Raw genomic sequence first — 15866 nt, forward strand, 5'->3', positions numbered from 1 at the left:
TCAGCTTCGTTGCCGATTTCGCCAATCTCCAACGTCGAAGGAAGGGCGTAGCGCCGGAACCGCCAATCTCCCCCCTCGTGGGGGAGATGTCTGGCAGGACAGAGGGGGGCGCTGTCCCTCCGACATTTCCAAGAGTGTCAGCTTGCCGACAACCCTCGATTTGACCGCTCCCACCCTCGCCTGTAGCAGACGGAGACAATCCGGCCAGGGAGTCCTTTCAATATGTCGAGCACCGACGGCTTTTCCGATTTCTTCTACACAGCGCCGGACGGCCTCAGACTTCACGCTCGCATCTACGGTGAGACAAACTCGGGAACCTCGCCGGTGGTCTGCCTGCCCGGCCTGACCCGCAACGCGCGCGATTTCCATGAGCTGGCGCTTTATCTGTCGCGGACCGACAATCCGCGCAAGGTCATCGCCTTCGACTATCGCGGCCGCGGCCAGTCCGCTTACGACCCTGATATCGGCCATTACACTATCGGCATCGAGGCCGGCGATGTCCTCGCCGGGCTGGCTGCCCTGGACGTCGAGGAAGCGGCCTTCATCGGCACATCGCGTGGCGGACTGATCATCCACGTGCTCGGCGCGCTGCGGCCAGCCATACTGAAAGCCATAGTGCTGAACGACATCGGACCGGTGATCGAGGCAGCGGGGTTGGCCCATATCCAAACCTATCTCGACCCGGCACCGAAACCGAAGAGCCGCGCTGAGGCGATCGATGCGCAACGCGTCGCGCACGGGGCGGATTTTCCCGCTCTGACCGAGGCGGATTGGGAGCGGATGGTGTCGGCGCTCTACCGCGAGACGGACGAAGGCCTCCTGCTGCCGGATTTCGACCCCCAACTGGTCGAGACGGTGGCGGGCCTCGACCTCAGCAAGCCGTTGCCGGATCTGTGGCCGCAGTTCGAGGCGCTGGCGGCGATACCTTTGCTTGCCATTCGCGGCGCCAACTCGAAACTCCTGTCGGCCGACACACTCGACGAGATGCAAAAGCGTCATCCCGGCATGGAAGCGATCACCGTCGAGGGCCAGGGCCATGCCCCCTTCCTGGAGACAGGCAACCTGCCGGGCGCTATCGCGGCCTTCGTGGATGGAGCATCAAATACGGCCCAGAAAAAAGTAACCCCAAGATCAAATATGATCCTGGGGTTGCCTTGGCAGTATATGAAAGCCTTGGGTAACTATTTGGCTTTCGAGCTTTTCCGGGGCGTCTTGGGTGCCTTCGCCGCTGCCGCTTTGCCCTTTTGGGCAGGCGCTGGCACTGAGGCCGTGGTCAGCGGCGATGCGAAGGCGGAGTTTTTTCCATCGCCGGACAGCCCTTCGCCGCGGGGCGTTTCCAGCACGACGACGCAGCCGTCGAGATCGTTGGTGGCCAGATGCGCATAGCGCATGGTCATCGAAAGCGTCTGGTGGCCGAGCCACATCTGTACGCGCCGGATATCGATGCCGCCCTGGACCAGACGCGACGCGCAGGTGTGGCGCAAGATGTGCGGCACCACCTGGTCGTCGGCGCCGAGACCGACTTCGGCCTTGGCATCGTTCCAGATGGCGCGAAACTGCGCCTGGCTGAGTTTGGTGAACGGACCCTTGGGCCGGCGGCCCTCCGACGGGGGCAGTTTGATGACCTCCTTGACCCGCTCGGTCATCGGGATGGTGCGGCTGCGGCCGGATTTGGTGATCCAGAACGAGACGCGATGTTCCTGGATATCGTTCCAGATCAGTCCGAGCGCCTCGCCGAGGCGGCAACCGCTGTCGACGAGAAAGACCGAGAGACGGTAGGCGTCTTCGCTGCGGGTCCTGATGGCGGCGAACAGCCTTGCTTCTTCGTCCCTTTCGAGGAAACGAATCCGTCCCGCCCGCTCCTTCTGGCGGCGGAACTCGGGCAGGCTGTGGATATCCCCCATCTTGTAAGCCTTGCGCAGTAGTTTGCTGAGGGCAGCCATCTTTCGATTGATGGTTGCGTTGCTGTTGCCGCGCTGGCGCAAGGTGCCGATAAGATTGTCCAGGGTGCTCTGGTCGAAGGCGCTGAACCGTTCTCCTAGGAGAATCTCGTCTATTTCGCCGATGAAGGAGCTGACATTGTATTTATGTCGCCCATCATCCCAGAGTATGTCTCGGTATGCTGAAAAAAGCTCTCCGACCCGGTGCGACTTTACTTCTCTGATTTTGTTGTAGCTGTATCTTATCTTCGCATTTTGAGAAGAGAACATTGAGAAATGTTCGGAGGGGTCGCCCTCTTGTATCGCGTCGATGGTCATAAATTGCCACACCCCCGAGTGGATAGGGTCAGACCTACCCGCTTGGAAGCGTCCTTTCAAGAGATTTAATCACGCAGTTGTGAATTCATCCGCCCATCAGCGAATCCCACGAACTCACCCTACGGACTGTTCAGCTGCCGATTCCCCCTGTTCCTTCTGCTTGTCTTGACCCAGTCACGAACAGAACAGCCCGGGCGTTGAAGCGCCCGGGCTGGTATTCACTTATCTAAAGCCAGCCCTTAGAACGAGCGCTGGAAGCGAAGCATGCCGCCGACGTTGCTCTTCTTATCGGCATTGGTCCAGTTGTGGTTGTTGCCAAGGGTATTGACCTCGTCGATGCTGCCTGCATTGAGGTAGTCGACTTCGGCCGTGACCGTAAAGCCTGGGACAACATCGTAAGCGATGTTGGCTGCGACACCGAGGTTCTCACCTTCGTCATACGAGACCTGGACGTTGAACGAGGTCTTCTCGTTGATGGTGTAAGTGCCACCACCCCAGACTGCCCAGTTGCCATCCCACTGCTTGTAGAAGCCGCGGCCGCCAGCTGCGAACGCGTAGCTCGGATCCGTGTAGTTGTCGTCGGTGCCGTAGCCGCCCATGATGAACAGCGACAGGTTCTGCATCGGGGTGATGTCCAAACGGACCTTGCCGGCGACTTCTTCATAGTTGCTGTCATAAGCGAGCACGCCGGTGATGGAGCCCCAGCCCTGCGTGTACTTCACGCCGCCGACGACATGCGGAACGTAGCTGTCGATCGTACCCTTGCCGTAGGAACCGTACGAGCCGTCGCCCGAGCCTTCCTCAAGCGAGAGAACGGCGGAGAAGCCGTTGCCAGCGTCGAAGTAGTACTGGATGACGTTGGTGTCGAAATCGCCGTAGGGAACCAGCGTATCCTGGATGACGTTGCCGGCGTAGCCAATGAACGTGTTGAACGCCGATTCGTCCTTACCGACGCGCAGACCGCCGAGCTGGATCCAGGCGAAATTCAGCGAAACGCCCGAGTTGCCAGCAAAATTGTCATCGTCGGTGTCATTGGCGGCATAGTCGTTGCGGTTGCCGAAATTCCAGCGGGTCTCGGTGTAGGTCTTCAAGGTGCCGAGCTCGGTTTCCTGGCCGGTCCAGGTCTTCAGTGCGAAGCGGGCCTTCTTGCGCCAAGTGTCGTTCTCGTCGCCATCCTTCGCGTCGAAGGTCTTTGCACCATCGAACGAACCGACATCGCCACCGCTGATGTCGTAACGGACATAGCCGCCGATGCGCAGGCAGGTTTCGGTGCCGGGGATATAGAAGTAGCCCGAGCCGTAAACGTCGCAAATCTTGACGTATTCAGCCGGTTCCGGCTCGGCGACGACGACGGCGTCGGCGGCGCGCGCACCGGAAACTGCGATCAGGGCCGCAGCGGAGCCGAGAAGAAGGCTCTTAATGTTCATTTTCTGACCTCCAGTCAAAAGTTAAAAAACGGGTCTGGGTATTCTTTGCTGAAGGACAGCGTTCCCTGCCCCATCCCCACTACCGAAAAAGATGCGCACCGCGCCGCTCCTTCGAAATCGACATTACCCATGAGGCGGCGTCGTTCAACCACGATCGTACCGGCGAAAGGGCTATGCGGGCGCTATCCCCATGCGTTGTTGCACAAATGACACGATTTGGCCTCAGTCAGAAAGCTCTCATTAACTATCGAAGGGCCCGGAAGCCTTTGCCGCAGCGCCCGAATGCGGCCGAATCCGGCGACGACCGGCCGAGATTGCGGCCATGTCGCCGACTCGCCAGCCAGGGAACCGCCGCAGATTCGCCGCATGCAAAAGGCGGCGCTGCGGCCAAATCCGGAATTTTCAGAGATAATGGCGCCGGCTTGTTGATTGTGCCCGCGCTTTTCTTTATCCAGCGGCGCAACGGAGAGGTGGCCGAGTGGTCGAAGGCGCTCCCCTGCTAAGGGAGTAGAGGTCAAAAGCTTCTCGTGGGTTCGAATCCCATCCTCTCCGCCATCCTGCTTCGCTCTTCGAGCTTCGCAGGACAAGCCCAACCCTCAGCGCGAAGCAGGATGGCGGAGAGAATGCCCTCCGAAGCCTTGGCGTAGGAGGGCCGGACCGCGTGGTGTGCTACGTGCCGCACAGCGTAAGCCCAGAGAATCCCTTGCAGAATTCGATTGGTCCTGCTTCGCTCTTCGAGCTTCGCAGGACAAGCCCACCTCAGCGCCAAGCAGGATGGCGGAGAGGATGCCCTCCGAAGCCTTGGCGTAGGAGAGCAGCTCACGTGGTATGTGTATCTTCTGGAGAGTACGGCTGCTGAAGGCGAACGCTATATCGGCATAACGACGGACCTGAAACGGCGGCTTGTCGAGCACAATGCGGGGAAATCCAGCCATACATCCAAGTTTCTGCCGTGGCGGATCGTCAGCTATATGGCCTTTCGAACCAGGCCAAGGCAGCTTCATTCGAGCGCTATCTCAAATCCGGTTCAGGGCATGCTTTCGCCAACAAGCGCCTGTGGTGATGGCCGCATCACCTGCCGCAAAGGTCCATCTTTTCAATAAACTTCAACAATAACAATCGGTTACAGCGAAAACGCTTGTCGCCGGCTTCACTATCTTGTTCGATTCTGACTGGAGGTCAGAAAATGAACATTAAGAGCCTTCTCCTCGGCTCCGCTGCGGCCTTGATCGCAGTTTCCGGTGCGCGCGCCGCCGACGCCGTCGTCGTCGCCGAGCCGGAACCGGCTGAATACGTCAAGATCTGCGACGTCTACGGCGCCGGCTACTTCTACATCCCCGGCACCGAAACCTGCCTGCGCATCGGCGGCTATGTCCGCTACGACATCGGCGCCGGCGACGTCGGCTCGTTCGACGGTGCGAGGTCCTTCGACCATAAGGATGGCGACGAGCAGGACACCTTCTACAAGAATGCCCGTTTCACGCTGAAGACCTGGACCGGCCAGGAAACCGAACTCGGCACCTTGAAGACCTACACCGAGACCCGCTTCAACTTCGGCAATCGTAACGGCTACCCGTCGGCAGACGATCCGACCACGGAAGCAGACGAGTTCAACTCCAACCCTGCCGGCAACAAGAACGTTTCGCTGAACTTCGCCTGGATCCAGCTCGGTGGCCTGCGCGTCGGTAAGGACGAATCGGCCTTCGACACGTTCATCGGCTACGCCGGCAACGTCCTCCAGGATACGCTCGTTCCCTACGGCGATTTCGACACCAACGTGGTCCAGTACTACTTCGATGCGGGCAACGGCTTCTCGGCCGTCGTCTCTCTCGAAGAAGGCTCCGGCACCGTTGGCACCATCGACAGCTACGTTCCGCATGTCGTCGGCGGTCTGAAGTATACGCAGGGCTGGGGCGCCATCACCGGCGTCGTCGCGTATGACAGCAACTATGAAGAAGTCGCCGGCAAGGTGCGTTTGGACATCACCCCGATGCAGAACCTATCGCTGTTCATCATGGGCGGCTACGGCACCGACGACAATTTGACGGACTCGAGCTATGCGATCGACGCCGGCGGCCGCGGCTTCTACAAGCAGTGGGGCGGCAACTGGGCTTTCTGGGGTGGTGGCACCTACACCATCAACGAGAAGACCTCGTTCAATGCCCAAGTCTCGTATGACGAATGGAAGAATCTCGGTGTTGCCGCCAACATCGCCTACGACGTTGTTCCCGGCTTCACGGTCACGGCCGAAGTCGACTACCTCAACGCAGGCAAGTTCGACGACGCCAACTTCTCCAACTTTACCGATGCCGACAAGAAGAGCAGCATCGGCGGTCTCCTCCGCTTCCAGCGCTCGTTCTAAGACGCTCAGCCTGGCTGAAAAGCAAGCCCGGCGGGCAACCGCCGGGTTTTTTTGAAGCATCCGTCGCCATGTCATTGGCTGCAGTGGCCTTCAAAAGGCTGCCGCCTACCGGCAGTCAGGTCGTAGAGCGTGGCCACCCGCGCCGATTTCATCCCGGGCGTCATGGCCACTATTTCCAGCCGCGCCAGAACTTGCGCCGTCCTATCGGGCACGCTAGCAAGAAGGCTCATCTTCTCGTGAGCTTTTGCCATGCGCCAGCGCCCTGCCCTCACGCCGCTTGTCGGCGCGCTTCCCTCCACGGTGCCGTTTGTCGGACCGGAAGCGCAGGAGCGCGAGCGCGGACGTGCTTTTCGCGCCCGCATCGGCGCCAATGAGAGCAGTTTCGGGCCTTCGCCGCGCGTTATCGCCCGTATGGAGCGCGTCGCGCGTGACCAGTGGATGTATTGCGATCCCGACAATTACGATCTGAAGCAGGCTGCGGCCCGCCATCTCGGCGTCGGCGCCGAAAACGTCGTGGTCGGCGAAGGCATAGACGGGCTGCTTAGCCTGGTGGCGCGCATGTATGTCGCGCCTGGCGACGCGGTGGTCACCTCGCTCGGCGCCTATCCGACGTTCAATTTCCACATTGCCGGCGTCGGCGGCCGGCTGGTCACGGTGCCTTACGAGAACGACAAGGAAAGTCTGGATGGACTGCTCAAGGCAATTATCAAGGAGAAGGCGCCGCTGGTCTATCTCTCCAATCCGGACAATCCGATGGGCAGCTGGTGGGAAGCAGGAGATATCACCCGCTTCGTCGAAGCGTTGCCGGAAACCACCATGCTGGTGCTCGACGAGGCCTATGGCGAATTGGGGCCGGCCTCGGCGCTGCCGCCGATCGATGTCGCGCGGCCCAACGTCATCCGCATGCGCACCTTCTCCAAGGCATACGGGCTGGCCGGCATTCGCTGCGGCTATGCGGTGGCCGAGGCTGAGGTGATCCGCGATTTCGAGAAGATCCGCAACCATTACGGCGTCAGCCGCATGGCGCAGATCGCCGGCGTCGAGGCGCTGGCCGACCAGGACTGGCTGCACAGCGTGGTGGCGCGAGTCGCTGCCGGATGCGCACGTATAGCCGGGATTGCCGAGACGAACGGGCTGAAGCCGCTGCCATCGGCGACCAATTTCGTCACCATCGATTGCGGCAAGGACGGCGCCTTCGCGCTGAAAGTGCTGCAAAATCTTTTGTCGCGCGACGTGTTCATTCGCAAACCGATGGCGCCAGGGCTCGACCGTTGCATAAGGGTCAGCGTCGGCATCGATCATGAGCTCGACATCTTTGCCGAGGAACTGCCCGGCGCGCTCGCCGCGGCACGGGGAAACTAGCCCGGCCGATTGCCGTCGCGACACGGCCTGCCAATGCCGCCAAAGGCCAAGACAGAACCAGCCGGGCCCCCGGCTTCCGTCGATCCAACAACAATCCAACCGTTCAAGGCTGTTGCTTTCGTCCGATCCCGCGCCAGTTCTTGAGCATGGGAGATAACGACCGGCAAAAGGCGGTGCAGGCGCGCATGCATGGTAAGGTGCAAGGCGTCGGCTACCGGATGTGGGCGCGACGCGAAGCGATAAGGCTTGGCCTCGTAGGTTGGGTACGCAATGAACGAGACGGCACGGTGACGGCCTCGATTGCCGGTGCCGATGCTGCGGTTTCCACAATGATCGAACGGCTCCGGCAAGGGCCAAGGGGAGCTTCGGTTTCGAGGGTCAAGATCGAAGAATTCGAACTCCTCGACGCGCCCATCGACTTTCGGATCATTGTCTAGACGGAACCGCTTTATTGCCGCTTGAATTAATTGAACGTTCGTTTTATTACTAAATACCGGGAGACGATCATGGCACGCACAACGGGATCCGACGGCGAAAAAACTGAAGCGGCCGTCCGCGAGGCAGCGGTCAGCCTGATCGCCCGCTTCGGCTATGAGGCGACGTCGATGCGGCAGCTTGCCGCCGAGGTCGGCGTCCAGGCGGCCGCGCTCTACCGCTATTTTCCGACCAAGGAAGACCTGCTGTTCACGCTGATGCGCGAACATATGGAAGGGCTGATCGAAGCGTGGGACGCCGCACGCCCCGACGCTGCCGATCCGGCAACGCGGCTTGCCGCCTATGTCGAAAACCACATCGCTTTCCACATCGAGCGCCGCCACTCCACCCATGTCTCGAACATGGAATTGCGCAGCCTGTCACATGACCGGCTGACGCAGATCCTTCGCATGCGCACCGCCTATGAGAAGGAGTTGCGCGCCATCCTGCGCGACGGCGCGGAGGCCGGCGCCTTCAGTGTCGATGACACCGGGCTCACTGCCATGGCGCTGATCCAGATGATGACCGGCGTCATCGTCTGGTTCCGGCCGGGCGAGCGGCTGTCGATGGCTGAAGTCACGGCGACATATCTTTCAATGACAATGCGCCTGGTTGGCGCGAACATAGACGGCAAGACTTACAGCGCCGCGCGTCCCTTCGGACGCGCAAATGACGCTGTAGCATTTTGATTTCGCGCATGATCCTTTCCGAAAATCAAAGTTGATTTCGGGGTCATGCGGCAGGAGGGAACGGCATGTACACGAACACACTCAGCTTCGGGCATGACGAGGACATCGAGGCGCTGCGCGATCTGGTGCGCCGCTTTGCCCAGGAGAAAATAGCGCCGATCGCCGCCGAGATCGACCGCAGCAACCAGTTCCCCGCGCATCTGTGGAAAGAACTCGGCGCGCTCGGCCTGCTTGGAATCACCGCCGATCCCGATTTCGGCGGTAGCGGCATGGGCTACCTCGCCCATGTCATTGCGGTGGAAGAGATTTCGCGCGCCTCGGGCTCGGTCGGCCTTTCCTACGGCGCCCATTCGAACCTCTGCGTCAACCAGATCAACCGCTGGGCGACACCTGCGCAGAAGGAGAAATTCCTGCCGGCATTGTGCTCGGGCGAAAGGGCAGGTGCGCTGGCCATGTCGGAATCGGGCGCCGGCTCCGACGTCGTCTCGCTCAAGCTGCGCGCCGAAAAGCGCAACGACCGCTATGTGCTCAACGGCTCGAAAATGTGGATCACCAACGGCCCCGACGCTGAAACGCTGGTGGTCTACGCCAAGACCGATCCGGAGCGGAAATCGCACGGCATCACCGCCTTCATCGTCGAAAAGACCATGGCCGGCTTCTCGGCATCGCCAAAGCTCGACAAGCTCGGCATGCGCGGCTCCAACACCGGCGAACTGGTGTTCGACAATGTCGAGGTGCCCTATGACAATGTGCTGCATGAGGAGGGCCGCGGCGTCGAGGTCCTGATGTCGGGCCTCGACTACGAGCGCACCGTGCTCGCCGGCGGCCCGCTCGGGCTGATGGCGGCGAGCCTCGACGTTGCCGTCCCCTATGTGCATGAGCGCAAGCAGTTCGGCCAGCCGATCGGCGAGTTCCAGCTGGTGCAGGGCAAGCTCGCCGACATGTATTCGACGATGAATGCCGCGCGTGCCTATGTCTATGCTGTCGCGGCTGCCTGCGATCGCGGCCAGACGACACGCAAGGATGCTGCCGGCTGCGTGCTGTTTGCCGCCGAAAAGGCGACGTTGATGGCGCTCGACGCCATCCAGCTGCTTGGCGGCAACGGCTATACCAACGAGTACCCGACCGGCCGGCTGTTGCGCGACGCCAAGCTTTACGAGATCGGCGCCGGGACCAGCGAAATCCGCCGCTGGCTGATCGGGCGCGAGATCATGGCGGAAGGGGTTTAGTGCCTGCCAAGATAGCAGGCTGTAGTTTTGCGGGTATCGAGAGACAAGTAGGGCGATAGATGGTTACGTCATCGGGGCATCCAGTCACAAGGCGGGGGATATTTGCGATGGCTTTGTTTTCCACAATCGCTGGCTTTCTCGGGCGCGCGAAGGCTCAGAAGCGTCGCTTTTCTAATATGGCGGAATTCAGAGAGCTCGTAATTGCCGAACTCAAACGGCAGCCGGGTGTCGATAGCGCTGTCGCAGACCCATCGGATCCTGCAAAAATCGGTGCAAAACTCGATGGCGCAGAAGTGACGGCAGACGTCACAAACGTGTTCGGGCACTTGAACTCATACCCCGACGAAGACGCCGATGCGGCCATACGCAGGCTAGTCCGAGGCCTCGCCGAAATACGACCTAGGGCGAGTGAAGAAAGTCTGAACGCGGTGATACGGACCCAGCAGTATGTCGAGCACCTCAGATCGATGGGTCTGGATTTATTGTGCGAACCGCTGGTTGGTGAAATTGCGGTCGTATACATGGCCGACCTTCCCGATTCAGTCTCACCTGTTGCTCCGAAGGACTTCCCCGGCCGGGCGCTTTCGGATTTGCGCGATGTCGCACTAGGCAATGTGAAGAAATGGCTGCCGAAAATTGTCTCCGACGGCCAGATTGGCACATTTTATCTCTATTACGTCGACGGCAATACGATGCTCTCCACGAGCCTTGTGCTGCTCGACGAGTTCTGGCTGTCGATCAAAGCACAGTTTCCCGGCGATGTTTTATTTGCGCTGCCGCGCCGGGATCAATTGTTCATCTTCGATGCGAGCAATCCGAAGGCCCAAAGCGCGGCCAGACAGATGATCGACGTCACGTTCGAGGATGGCTTCAATCTGCTATCCGATAAAATTTTCGAACGCCGCAACGGCAAACTCCTAGCGCAGGTGTAGAGATCGATATGGCCGTACTCCAAACCCAGATCTCGCCCTCCTCCGAAACCTACCTCGCCAATGCCGAGCGCATGCGGGCGCTGGTTGCCGACATTGCGGACAAGGCGGCAAGCGTCGAGCGCGGTGGCTCGGAGGAGGCGCGCGAGCGTCATGTTTCGCGCGGCAAGCTGTTGCCGCGCGAGCGGCTAGCGCAGTTGCTCGACACCGGCTCGCCTTTCCTCGAGATCGGCCAGTTCGCGGCATGGTCCATGTATGGCGAGGAGATTTCCTCGGCCGGCCTCATCGCCGGCGTCGGCCGTGTCGAAGGCACCGAGGTGATGGTCGTGGTCAACGACGCCACGGTGAAGGGCGGCACCTATTATCCGCTGACGGTGAAGAAGCATTTGCGGGCGCAGGAGATCGCGCTGCAAAACAATCTGCCTTGCGTCTATCTGGTCGACAGCGGCGGCGCCAACCTGCCCAACCAGGACGAGGTGTTTCCCGACCGCGAGCATTTCGGCCGCATCTTCTACAACCAGGCCAACATGTCGGCGGCCGGCATTCCGCAGATCGCCTGCGTCATGGGCTCATGTACTGCGGGCGGCGCCTATGTGCCGGCAATGTCGGACGAGACGATCATGGTGCGCAACCAGGCGACCATTTTTCTCGGCGGCCCGCCGCTGGTGAAGGCGGCTACGGGCGAAGATGTCAGCGCCGAGGAGCTTGGCGGCGCCGACGTGCACACCAGGCTGTCCGGTGTCGCCGACCACTATGCGCTGGACGACGAACATGCGCTGGCCATCTGCCGGCGCATCGTCAAAAACCTCAACCGGCGCAAGACTGTAAGCTTGACCTTACAGAAACCCATGCCGCCGCTTCATGACGCGCAGGAACTCTACGGCATCGTGCCGACGGATCTGCGCCAGCCCTATGATGTGCGCGAGGTGATCGCGCGCGTCGTCGACGGCTCCGAGTTCGACGAGTTCAAGCAGAATTACGGCACCACGCTGGTCACCGGCTTTGCCCATCTTCAGGGCATGCCGGTCGGCATCATCGCCAACAATGGCGTGCTGTTTTCCGAAAGTGCTGTGAAGGGCGCGCATTTCATCGAACTGTGCTGCCAGCGCAAGATCCCGCTGATCTTCCTGCAGAACATCACCGGCTTCATGGTCGGGCGAAAGTACGAGGCCGGCGGCATCGCCAAGGACGGCGCCAAGCTGGTGATGGCGGTTGCCACCGCCAAGGTGCCGAAGGTGACGATGATCATCGGCGGGTCGTTCGGCGCCGGCAATTACGGCATGTGCGGCCGCGCCTACTCGCCGCGCTTCCTGTGGATGTGGCCGAACGCGCGCATTTCGGTGATGGGCGGCGAACAGGCGGCGACCGTGCTGGCGGTGGTCAAGCGCGAGGGCATCGAGCGCAAGGGCGGTGAGTGGAGCGCGGACGAGGAAGCGAAATTCAAGAAGCCGATCCTGATGAAATACGAGCATGAGGGCCACCCGCTCTACTCCTCGGCGCGGCTGTGGGACGACGGCATCATCGATCCGGGGAAAACGCGCGAAGTGCTCGCGCTCAGCCTTTCGGCCGCGCTCAACGCCGACATCGAAGAAACGAAGTTCGGCGTGTTCAGGATGTAGATGAGCAAGTTCGGCGAACGGATACATGTCCACACCGGCGACATCACCAGGCTTGCGGTCGATGCCATCGTCAACGCCGCCAATTCCTCGCTGCTGGGCGGCGGCGGCGTCGACGGCGCCATTCACCGCGCCGCAGGCCCGGAGCTCGAATTCGAATGCCGGATGCTGAACGGCTGCAAGGTCGGCGAAGCAAAGCTTACCAAGGGCTATCACCTGCCGGCACGTTACATCATCCACACGGTCGGACCTGTCTGGCAAAGCGGCGGAAAAGGCGAAGCCGGGCTGCTCGCCTCCTGCTATATCAGGTCGCTCGAAATCGCCGCCGCCAGGGATTGCCGGACCGTGGCATTTCCGGCGATCTCCACCGGCATCTACCGTTATCCGAAAAATGAGGCGACGCAGATTGCCGTTGGCATCGCAGGTACCTTCGTCGGACAGAACTCAACGCCCGAAACAGTTATTTTCTGCTGCTTCGACGAGCCAACAGCTCAACTATACCGACAAGCCGTTGCTGCCATTGAAGGATGCTAGTCTGCATGGATAAGATGGTTCATCCACCTACGCAAAAGAAATTTTCGGTGAGCAGGCTGGCGGCACTGGAGAATAGACGCTATTGTTCATTCCGCATTGGGCAACGGGGATGGGGTAAAGATGAGGCCGAAATATTCGGGAAAAACGACTGCGTCGGTACTTGCAGTCTTGCTTATATTTGCGGTACCCGGCGTTGGCGCCGCGGCATCGCTGGCGGGAAGCAAAGGCGACATCCATTTCTATCCGTATTTGCCGAAAAGCCCGAAAGACCAGTGCACCATGGCTTACAACGCCTATGTGGCCGCCGGCGGCCATTCGGCCTATGCGACCACGCCCTATGCCCGGATCCGTTCGTTGTACATCATCTGCGGCTCGGGCTTGAATGCACCGTCACAGAAGGCTGCCGAAGAACGGGCGATGAAATCCTGCGAGTCCGCCCGCAGCCATTACAAGGTCATTACAGGGGCGGGCTGCGAAGTTGCGGCATCGAAGTAGGCCGACAAGCATCGGCTTGGGCATTTTTCAAATGGGCGGCGCAAGATGAAATCGACACGCATCAAACGAATTACTGTATCGATGCTTGCCGGCCTGCTCGTATTTACGGCACCCGGTATCGGGGCGGCTGGATCGCTGGCGGGCAGCAAGGGAGACACCCGATTCTGGCCTCCGTTGTCACTGAATCCAAAGGAGCCCTGCACGAAGTCGTACAACGCCTATGTCGCGGCGAGTGGCCACTCGGCCTACGCGACCACATTCTACTCGCGCGTCGACGATCTTTACATCATCTGCGGTGCGCGGCTGAACGCGCCATCTCAGAAGGCCGCGGAAGAGTTGGCGTTGCGAAGCTGTCAGGTTGGCCTGAAAAAGTGGAAGGTTCAGATCGCGAGCGGCGGCTGCAAAATCGCGGCTTCGAAATAGGCTCATTCCTGCCAGACCGGCGCCGCCCGAGACAAACCCGGGAGGCTCCATGTTCGCCAAGATCCTGATCGCCAATCGCGGCGAGATCGCCTGCCGTGTGATCCGCACCGCACGCAGGCTCGGTGTGCGCACCGTCGCCGTCTATTCCGACGCCGATGCCAAGGCCCTGCATGTCGAAATGGCCGACGAGGCAGTGCATATCGGTTCCTCGCCGGTCGGCGAAAGCTATCTGCGCGGCGACAGGATTGTTGCGGCGGCGCTGGCGACCGGCGCCGAAGCAATCCACCCCGGCTACGGCTTCCTCTCGGAAAACCCCGATTTCGTCGACCAGATGGTGGCGGCGGGGCTCACATTCATCGGCCCGTCGGCCGCCTCGATCCGCGCCATGGGGCTGAAGGATGCGGCCAAGCGGCTGATGGAAAAGGCCGGCGTGCCGGTGGTGCCGGGCTATCATGGCGAGGCGCAGGAGATCGTGCTGCTGGCGTCCAAGGCGCGTGAGATCGGCTATCCCGTTCTGATCAAGGCGCGCGCCGGCGGTGGCGGCAAGGGCATGCGCCGGGTCGAACATCCCGACGATTTCTCCGAGGCGCTGTCGGGCGCACGGCGCGAGGCCAAGGCCGCGTTCGGCGACGACCGCGTGCTGGTCGAAAAATATGTCGACAAGCCGCGCCACATCGAGGTCCAGGTGTTCGGCGACAATTTTGGCAATGCCGTGCATCTCTATGAGCGCGACTGCTCTGCGCAGCGCCGCCACCAGAAGGTGATCGAGGAAGCGCCGGCGCCCGGCATGACGCCGGCGCTGCGCAAGGCGATGACGGAAGCGGCGGTCAAGGCCGCCAAGGCGATCAGCTATTCCGGCGCCGGCACCATCGAATTCATCGTCGATGCCTCGCAAGGGCTGAAGGCCGACCGTTTCTGGTTCATGGAAATGAACACCCGCCTGCAGGTCGAGCATCCCGTCACCGAAATGGTCACCGGCACCGACCTCGTCGAATGGCAGTTGCGCGTAGCCGCCGGCGAAAAGCTGCCAAAGACGCAGAGCGAAATCACGCTTTCCGGCCACGCCTTCGAGGCGCGTATCTATGCCGAGGACGCGGCGAAAGGGTTTCTGCCGGCGACCGGCACGCTGCATCACCTGGCGTTTCCCGACAACGCGCCCGAAGGCGCCAGCATGCGCGTCGAGACCGGCGTGCGGGCCGGCGATGCGATCTCGCCCTTCTACGATCCGATGATCGCCAAGCTGGTCGTCCACGCCAAGGACAGGCAGGCGGCGCTCGATGCGCTCGGGACTGCGTTGTCGCAGACCGAGATTGCCGGCTCGACCGTCAACACCGCCTTTCTCGCGGCACTTGCCGCGAACGCCGATTTTTCGGCCGGCGACGTCGATACCGGCCTGATCGGCAGGCATCAGGAAGCGCTGACCGCGGTCGCCCCGCCGAGCAGCGAGATCGTTGCCGCGGCGGCCCTTGCCGCGGCGGGCGCCGGTGCCTTGCCGCCGTCGAACGATCCGTGGTCGTCGCTTGCCGGCTATGCGCATTTCCACAGCATTGCGCGCCGCACGCGCCTGCGGCATGGCGAGGACGATATACTGGCGCGTGTTTCAGTGCGGCCGGACGGGCGCTTCGAGGTGGCGCTGGACGCGCCCTATGACAGCGTCAATTCGCATGATCTTCGCGCCGCCCCTCGCCTTGCCCGCTGGCCAGGCCACGTCACCGTGTTCGAAGGCGCCGTCGGCTACAGTTTCCTCGTCCCGGATCCGCTGGCGCGAACCGACGAGGCGGCCGCCGCTTCCGGCAGCCTGCGCGCGCCGATGCCGGGCCTGGTCAAGCTGGTGCGCGCGGCAAAGGGCGAAAGGGTGATCAAGGGCCAGCCGCTATTGATCCTGGAAGCGATGAAGATGGAGCACACGATCGCGGCCAGCCATGACGGCGTGATCGCCGAGATCGCCACAGAGGGCGCGCAGGTCACCGACGGAACGGTGCTGGTGCGCTTCGTTGAAGAGGCTTCATAGCCGGCTGGAGGCTTGAACAAAAATGGCCGGGACAAGCCCGGCCATTTCCATGAGTAC

At 61.3% G+C, this 15866-nt stretch carries 13 protein-coding genes, 1 tRNA gene and 2 pseudogenes; 14 read left to right on the forward strand and 2 right to left on the reverse strand.

Annotation, left to right across the window (positions count from 1 at the left end; translation table 11 throughout):
- Positions 1 to 222: 222 nt before the first annotated feature.
- A pseudogene (locus tag NKJ88_RS07175) lies at positions 223 to 1119 on the forward strand (alpha/beta fold hydrolase); the annotation flags it as partial.
- A gap of 62 nt (positions 1120 to 1181) precedes the next feature.
- Here the strand turns inward: NKJ88_RS07175 and NKJ88_RS07180 are convergent.
- Positions 1182 to 2258 carry a tyrosine-type recombinase/integrase gene (locus NKJ88_RS07180; protein ID WP_031214965.1) on the reverse strand — a complete coding sequence of 359 codons (1077 nt, stop codon included), beginning with the start codon at positions 2256 to 2258 and terminating at the stop codon, positions 1182 to 1184.
- A gap of 239 nt (positions 2259 to 2497) precedes the next feature.
- Positions 2498 to 3685 (reverse strand): porin, encoded by a 1188-nt coding sequence (locus tag NKJ88_RS07185; protein WP_352443844.1) that lies wholly within the window; start codon positions 3683 to 3685, stop codon positions 2498 to 2500.
- Positions 3686 to 4149: 464 nt separating this feature from the next.
- On the opposite strand from NKJ88_RS07185, the gene NKJ88_RS07190 reads away from it, so the two are divergent.
- The 13 genes and pseudogenes from NKJ88_RS07190 to NKJ88_RS07250 all read left to right on the forward strand — a co-directional run bounded on the left by NKJ88_RS07190 (position 4150) and on the right by NKJ88_RS07250 (position 15809).
- Positions 4150 to 4240 (forward strand) — tRNA-Ser (locus NKJ88_RS07190).
- Between the two features lie 275 nt (positions 4241 to 4515).
- Positions 4516 to 4748: pseudogene (locus NKJ88_RS07195) on the forward strand (GIY-YIG nuclease family protein).
- A gap of 123 nt (positions 4749 to 4871) precedes the next feature.
- Positions 4872 to 6047 (forward strand): porin, encoded by a 1176-nt coding sequence (locus NKJ88_RS07200; RefSeq protein WP_352443845.1) that lies wholly within the window; start codon positions 4872 to 4874, stop codon positions 6045 to 6047.
- A 249-nt stretch (positions 6048 to 6296) separates the two neighbouring features.
- A complete protein-coding gene (locus tag NKJ88_RS07205) occupies positions 6297 to 7409 on the forward strand; it encodes a pyridoxal phosphate-dependent aminotransferase (RefSeq protein ID WP_352443846.1) in 1113 nt (370 codons plus the stop codon).
- A gap of 146 nt (positions 7410 to 7555) precedes the next feature.
- Positions 7556 to 7846 carry an acylphosphatase gene (locus NKJ88_RS07210; RefSeq protein ID WP_352443866.1) on the forward strand — a complete coding sequence of 97 codons (291 nt, stop codon included), beginning with the start codon at positions 7556 to 7558 and terminating at the stop codon, positions 7844 to 7846.
- 69 nt (positions 7847 to 7915) lie between these two features.
- Complete coding sequence (locus tag NKJ88_RS07215) at positions 7916 to 8572, forward strand: TetR/AcrR family transcriptional regulator (RefSeq protein WP_023735525.1); 657 nt, start codon at positions 7916 to 7918, stop codon at positions 8570 to 8572.
- 65 nt (positions 8573 to 8637) lie between these two features.
- Positions 8638 to 9801 carry an isovaleryl-CoA dehydrogenase gene (locus NKJ88_RS07220; RefSeq protein ID WP_023735526.1) on the forward strand — a complete coding sequence of 388 codons (1164 nt, stop codon included), beginning with the start codon at positions 8638 to 8640 and terminating at the stop codon, positions 9799 to 9801.
- A 107-nt stretch (positions 9802 to 9908) separates the two neighbouring features.
- Positions 9909 to 10733 carry a DUF1444 family protein gene (locus NKJ88_RS07225; RefSeq protein ID WP_352443847.1) on the forward strand — a complete coding sequence of 275 codons (825 nt, stop codon included), beginning with the start codon at positions 9909 to 9911 and terminating at the stop codon, positions 10731 to 10733.
- An 8-nt stretch (positions 10734 to 10741) separates the two neighbouring features.
- Positions 10742 to 12349, forward strand: coding sequence for a carboxyl transferase domain-containing protein (locus NKJ88_RS07230; RefSeq protein WP_023670209.1), 1608 nt, complete (start codon positions 10742 to 10744; stop codon positions 12347 to 12349).
- A complete protein-coding gene (locus NKJ88_RS07235) occupies positions 12350 to 12880 on the forward strand; it encodes an O-acetyl-ADP-ribose deacetylase (RefSeq protein WP_352443848.1) in 531 nt (176 codons plus the stop codon). It abuts the gene before it with no gap.
- Between the two features lie 120 nt (positions 12881 to 13000).
- Positions 13001 to 13375 (forward strand): hypothetical protein, encoded by a 375-nt coding sequence (locus tag NKJ88_RS07240; protein WP_023670207.1) that lies wholly within the window; start codon positions 13001 to 13003, stop codon positions 13373 to 13375.
- A 45-nt stretch (positions 13376 to 13420) separates the two neighbouring features.
- Complete coding sequence (locus NKJ88_RS07245) at positions 13421 to 13798, forward strand: hypothetical protein (protein WP_023670206.1); 378 nt, start codon at positions 13421 to 13423, stop codon at positions 13796 to 13798.
- A 49-nt stretch (positions 13799 to 13847) separates the two neighbouring features.
- Positions 13848 to 15809 carry an acetyl/propionyl/methylcrotonyl-CoA carboxylase subunit alpha gene (locus tag NKJ88_RS07250; RefSeq protein WP_352443849.1) on the forward strand — a complete coding sequence of 654 codons (1962 nt, stop codon included), beginning with the start codon at positions 13848 to 13850 and terminating at the stop codon, positions 15807 to 15809.
- The last annotated feature ends 57 nt before the right edge of the window (positions 15810 to 15866 follow it).

Source organism: Mesorhizobium sp. M0016 (assembly GCF_040324035.1).
Taxonomy (GTDB): Bacteria; Pseudomonadota; Alphaproteobacteria; order Rhizobiales; family Rhizobiaceae; genus Mesorhizobium.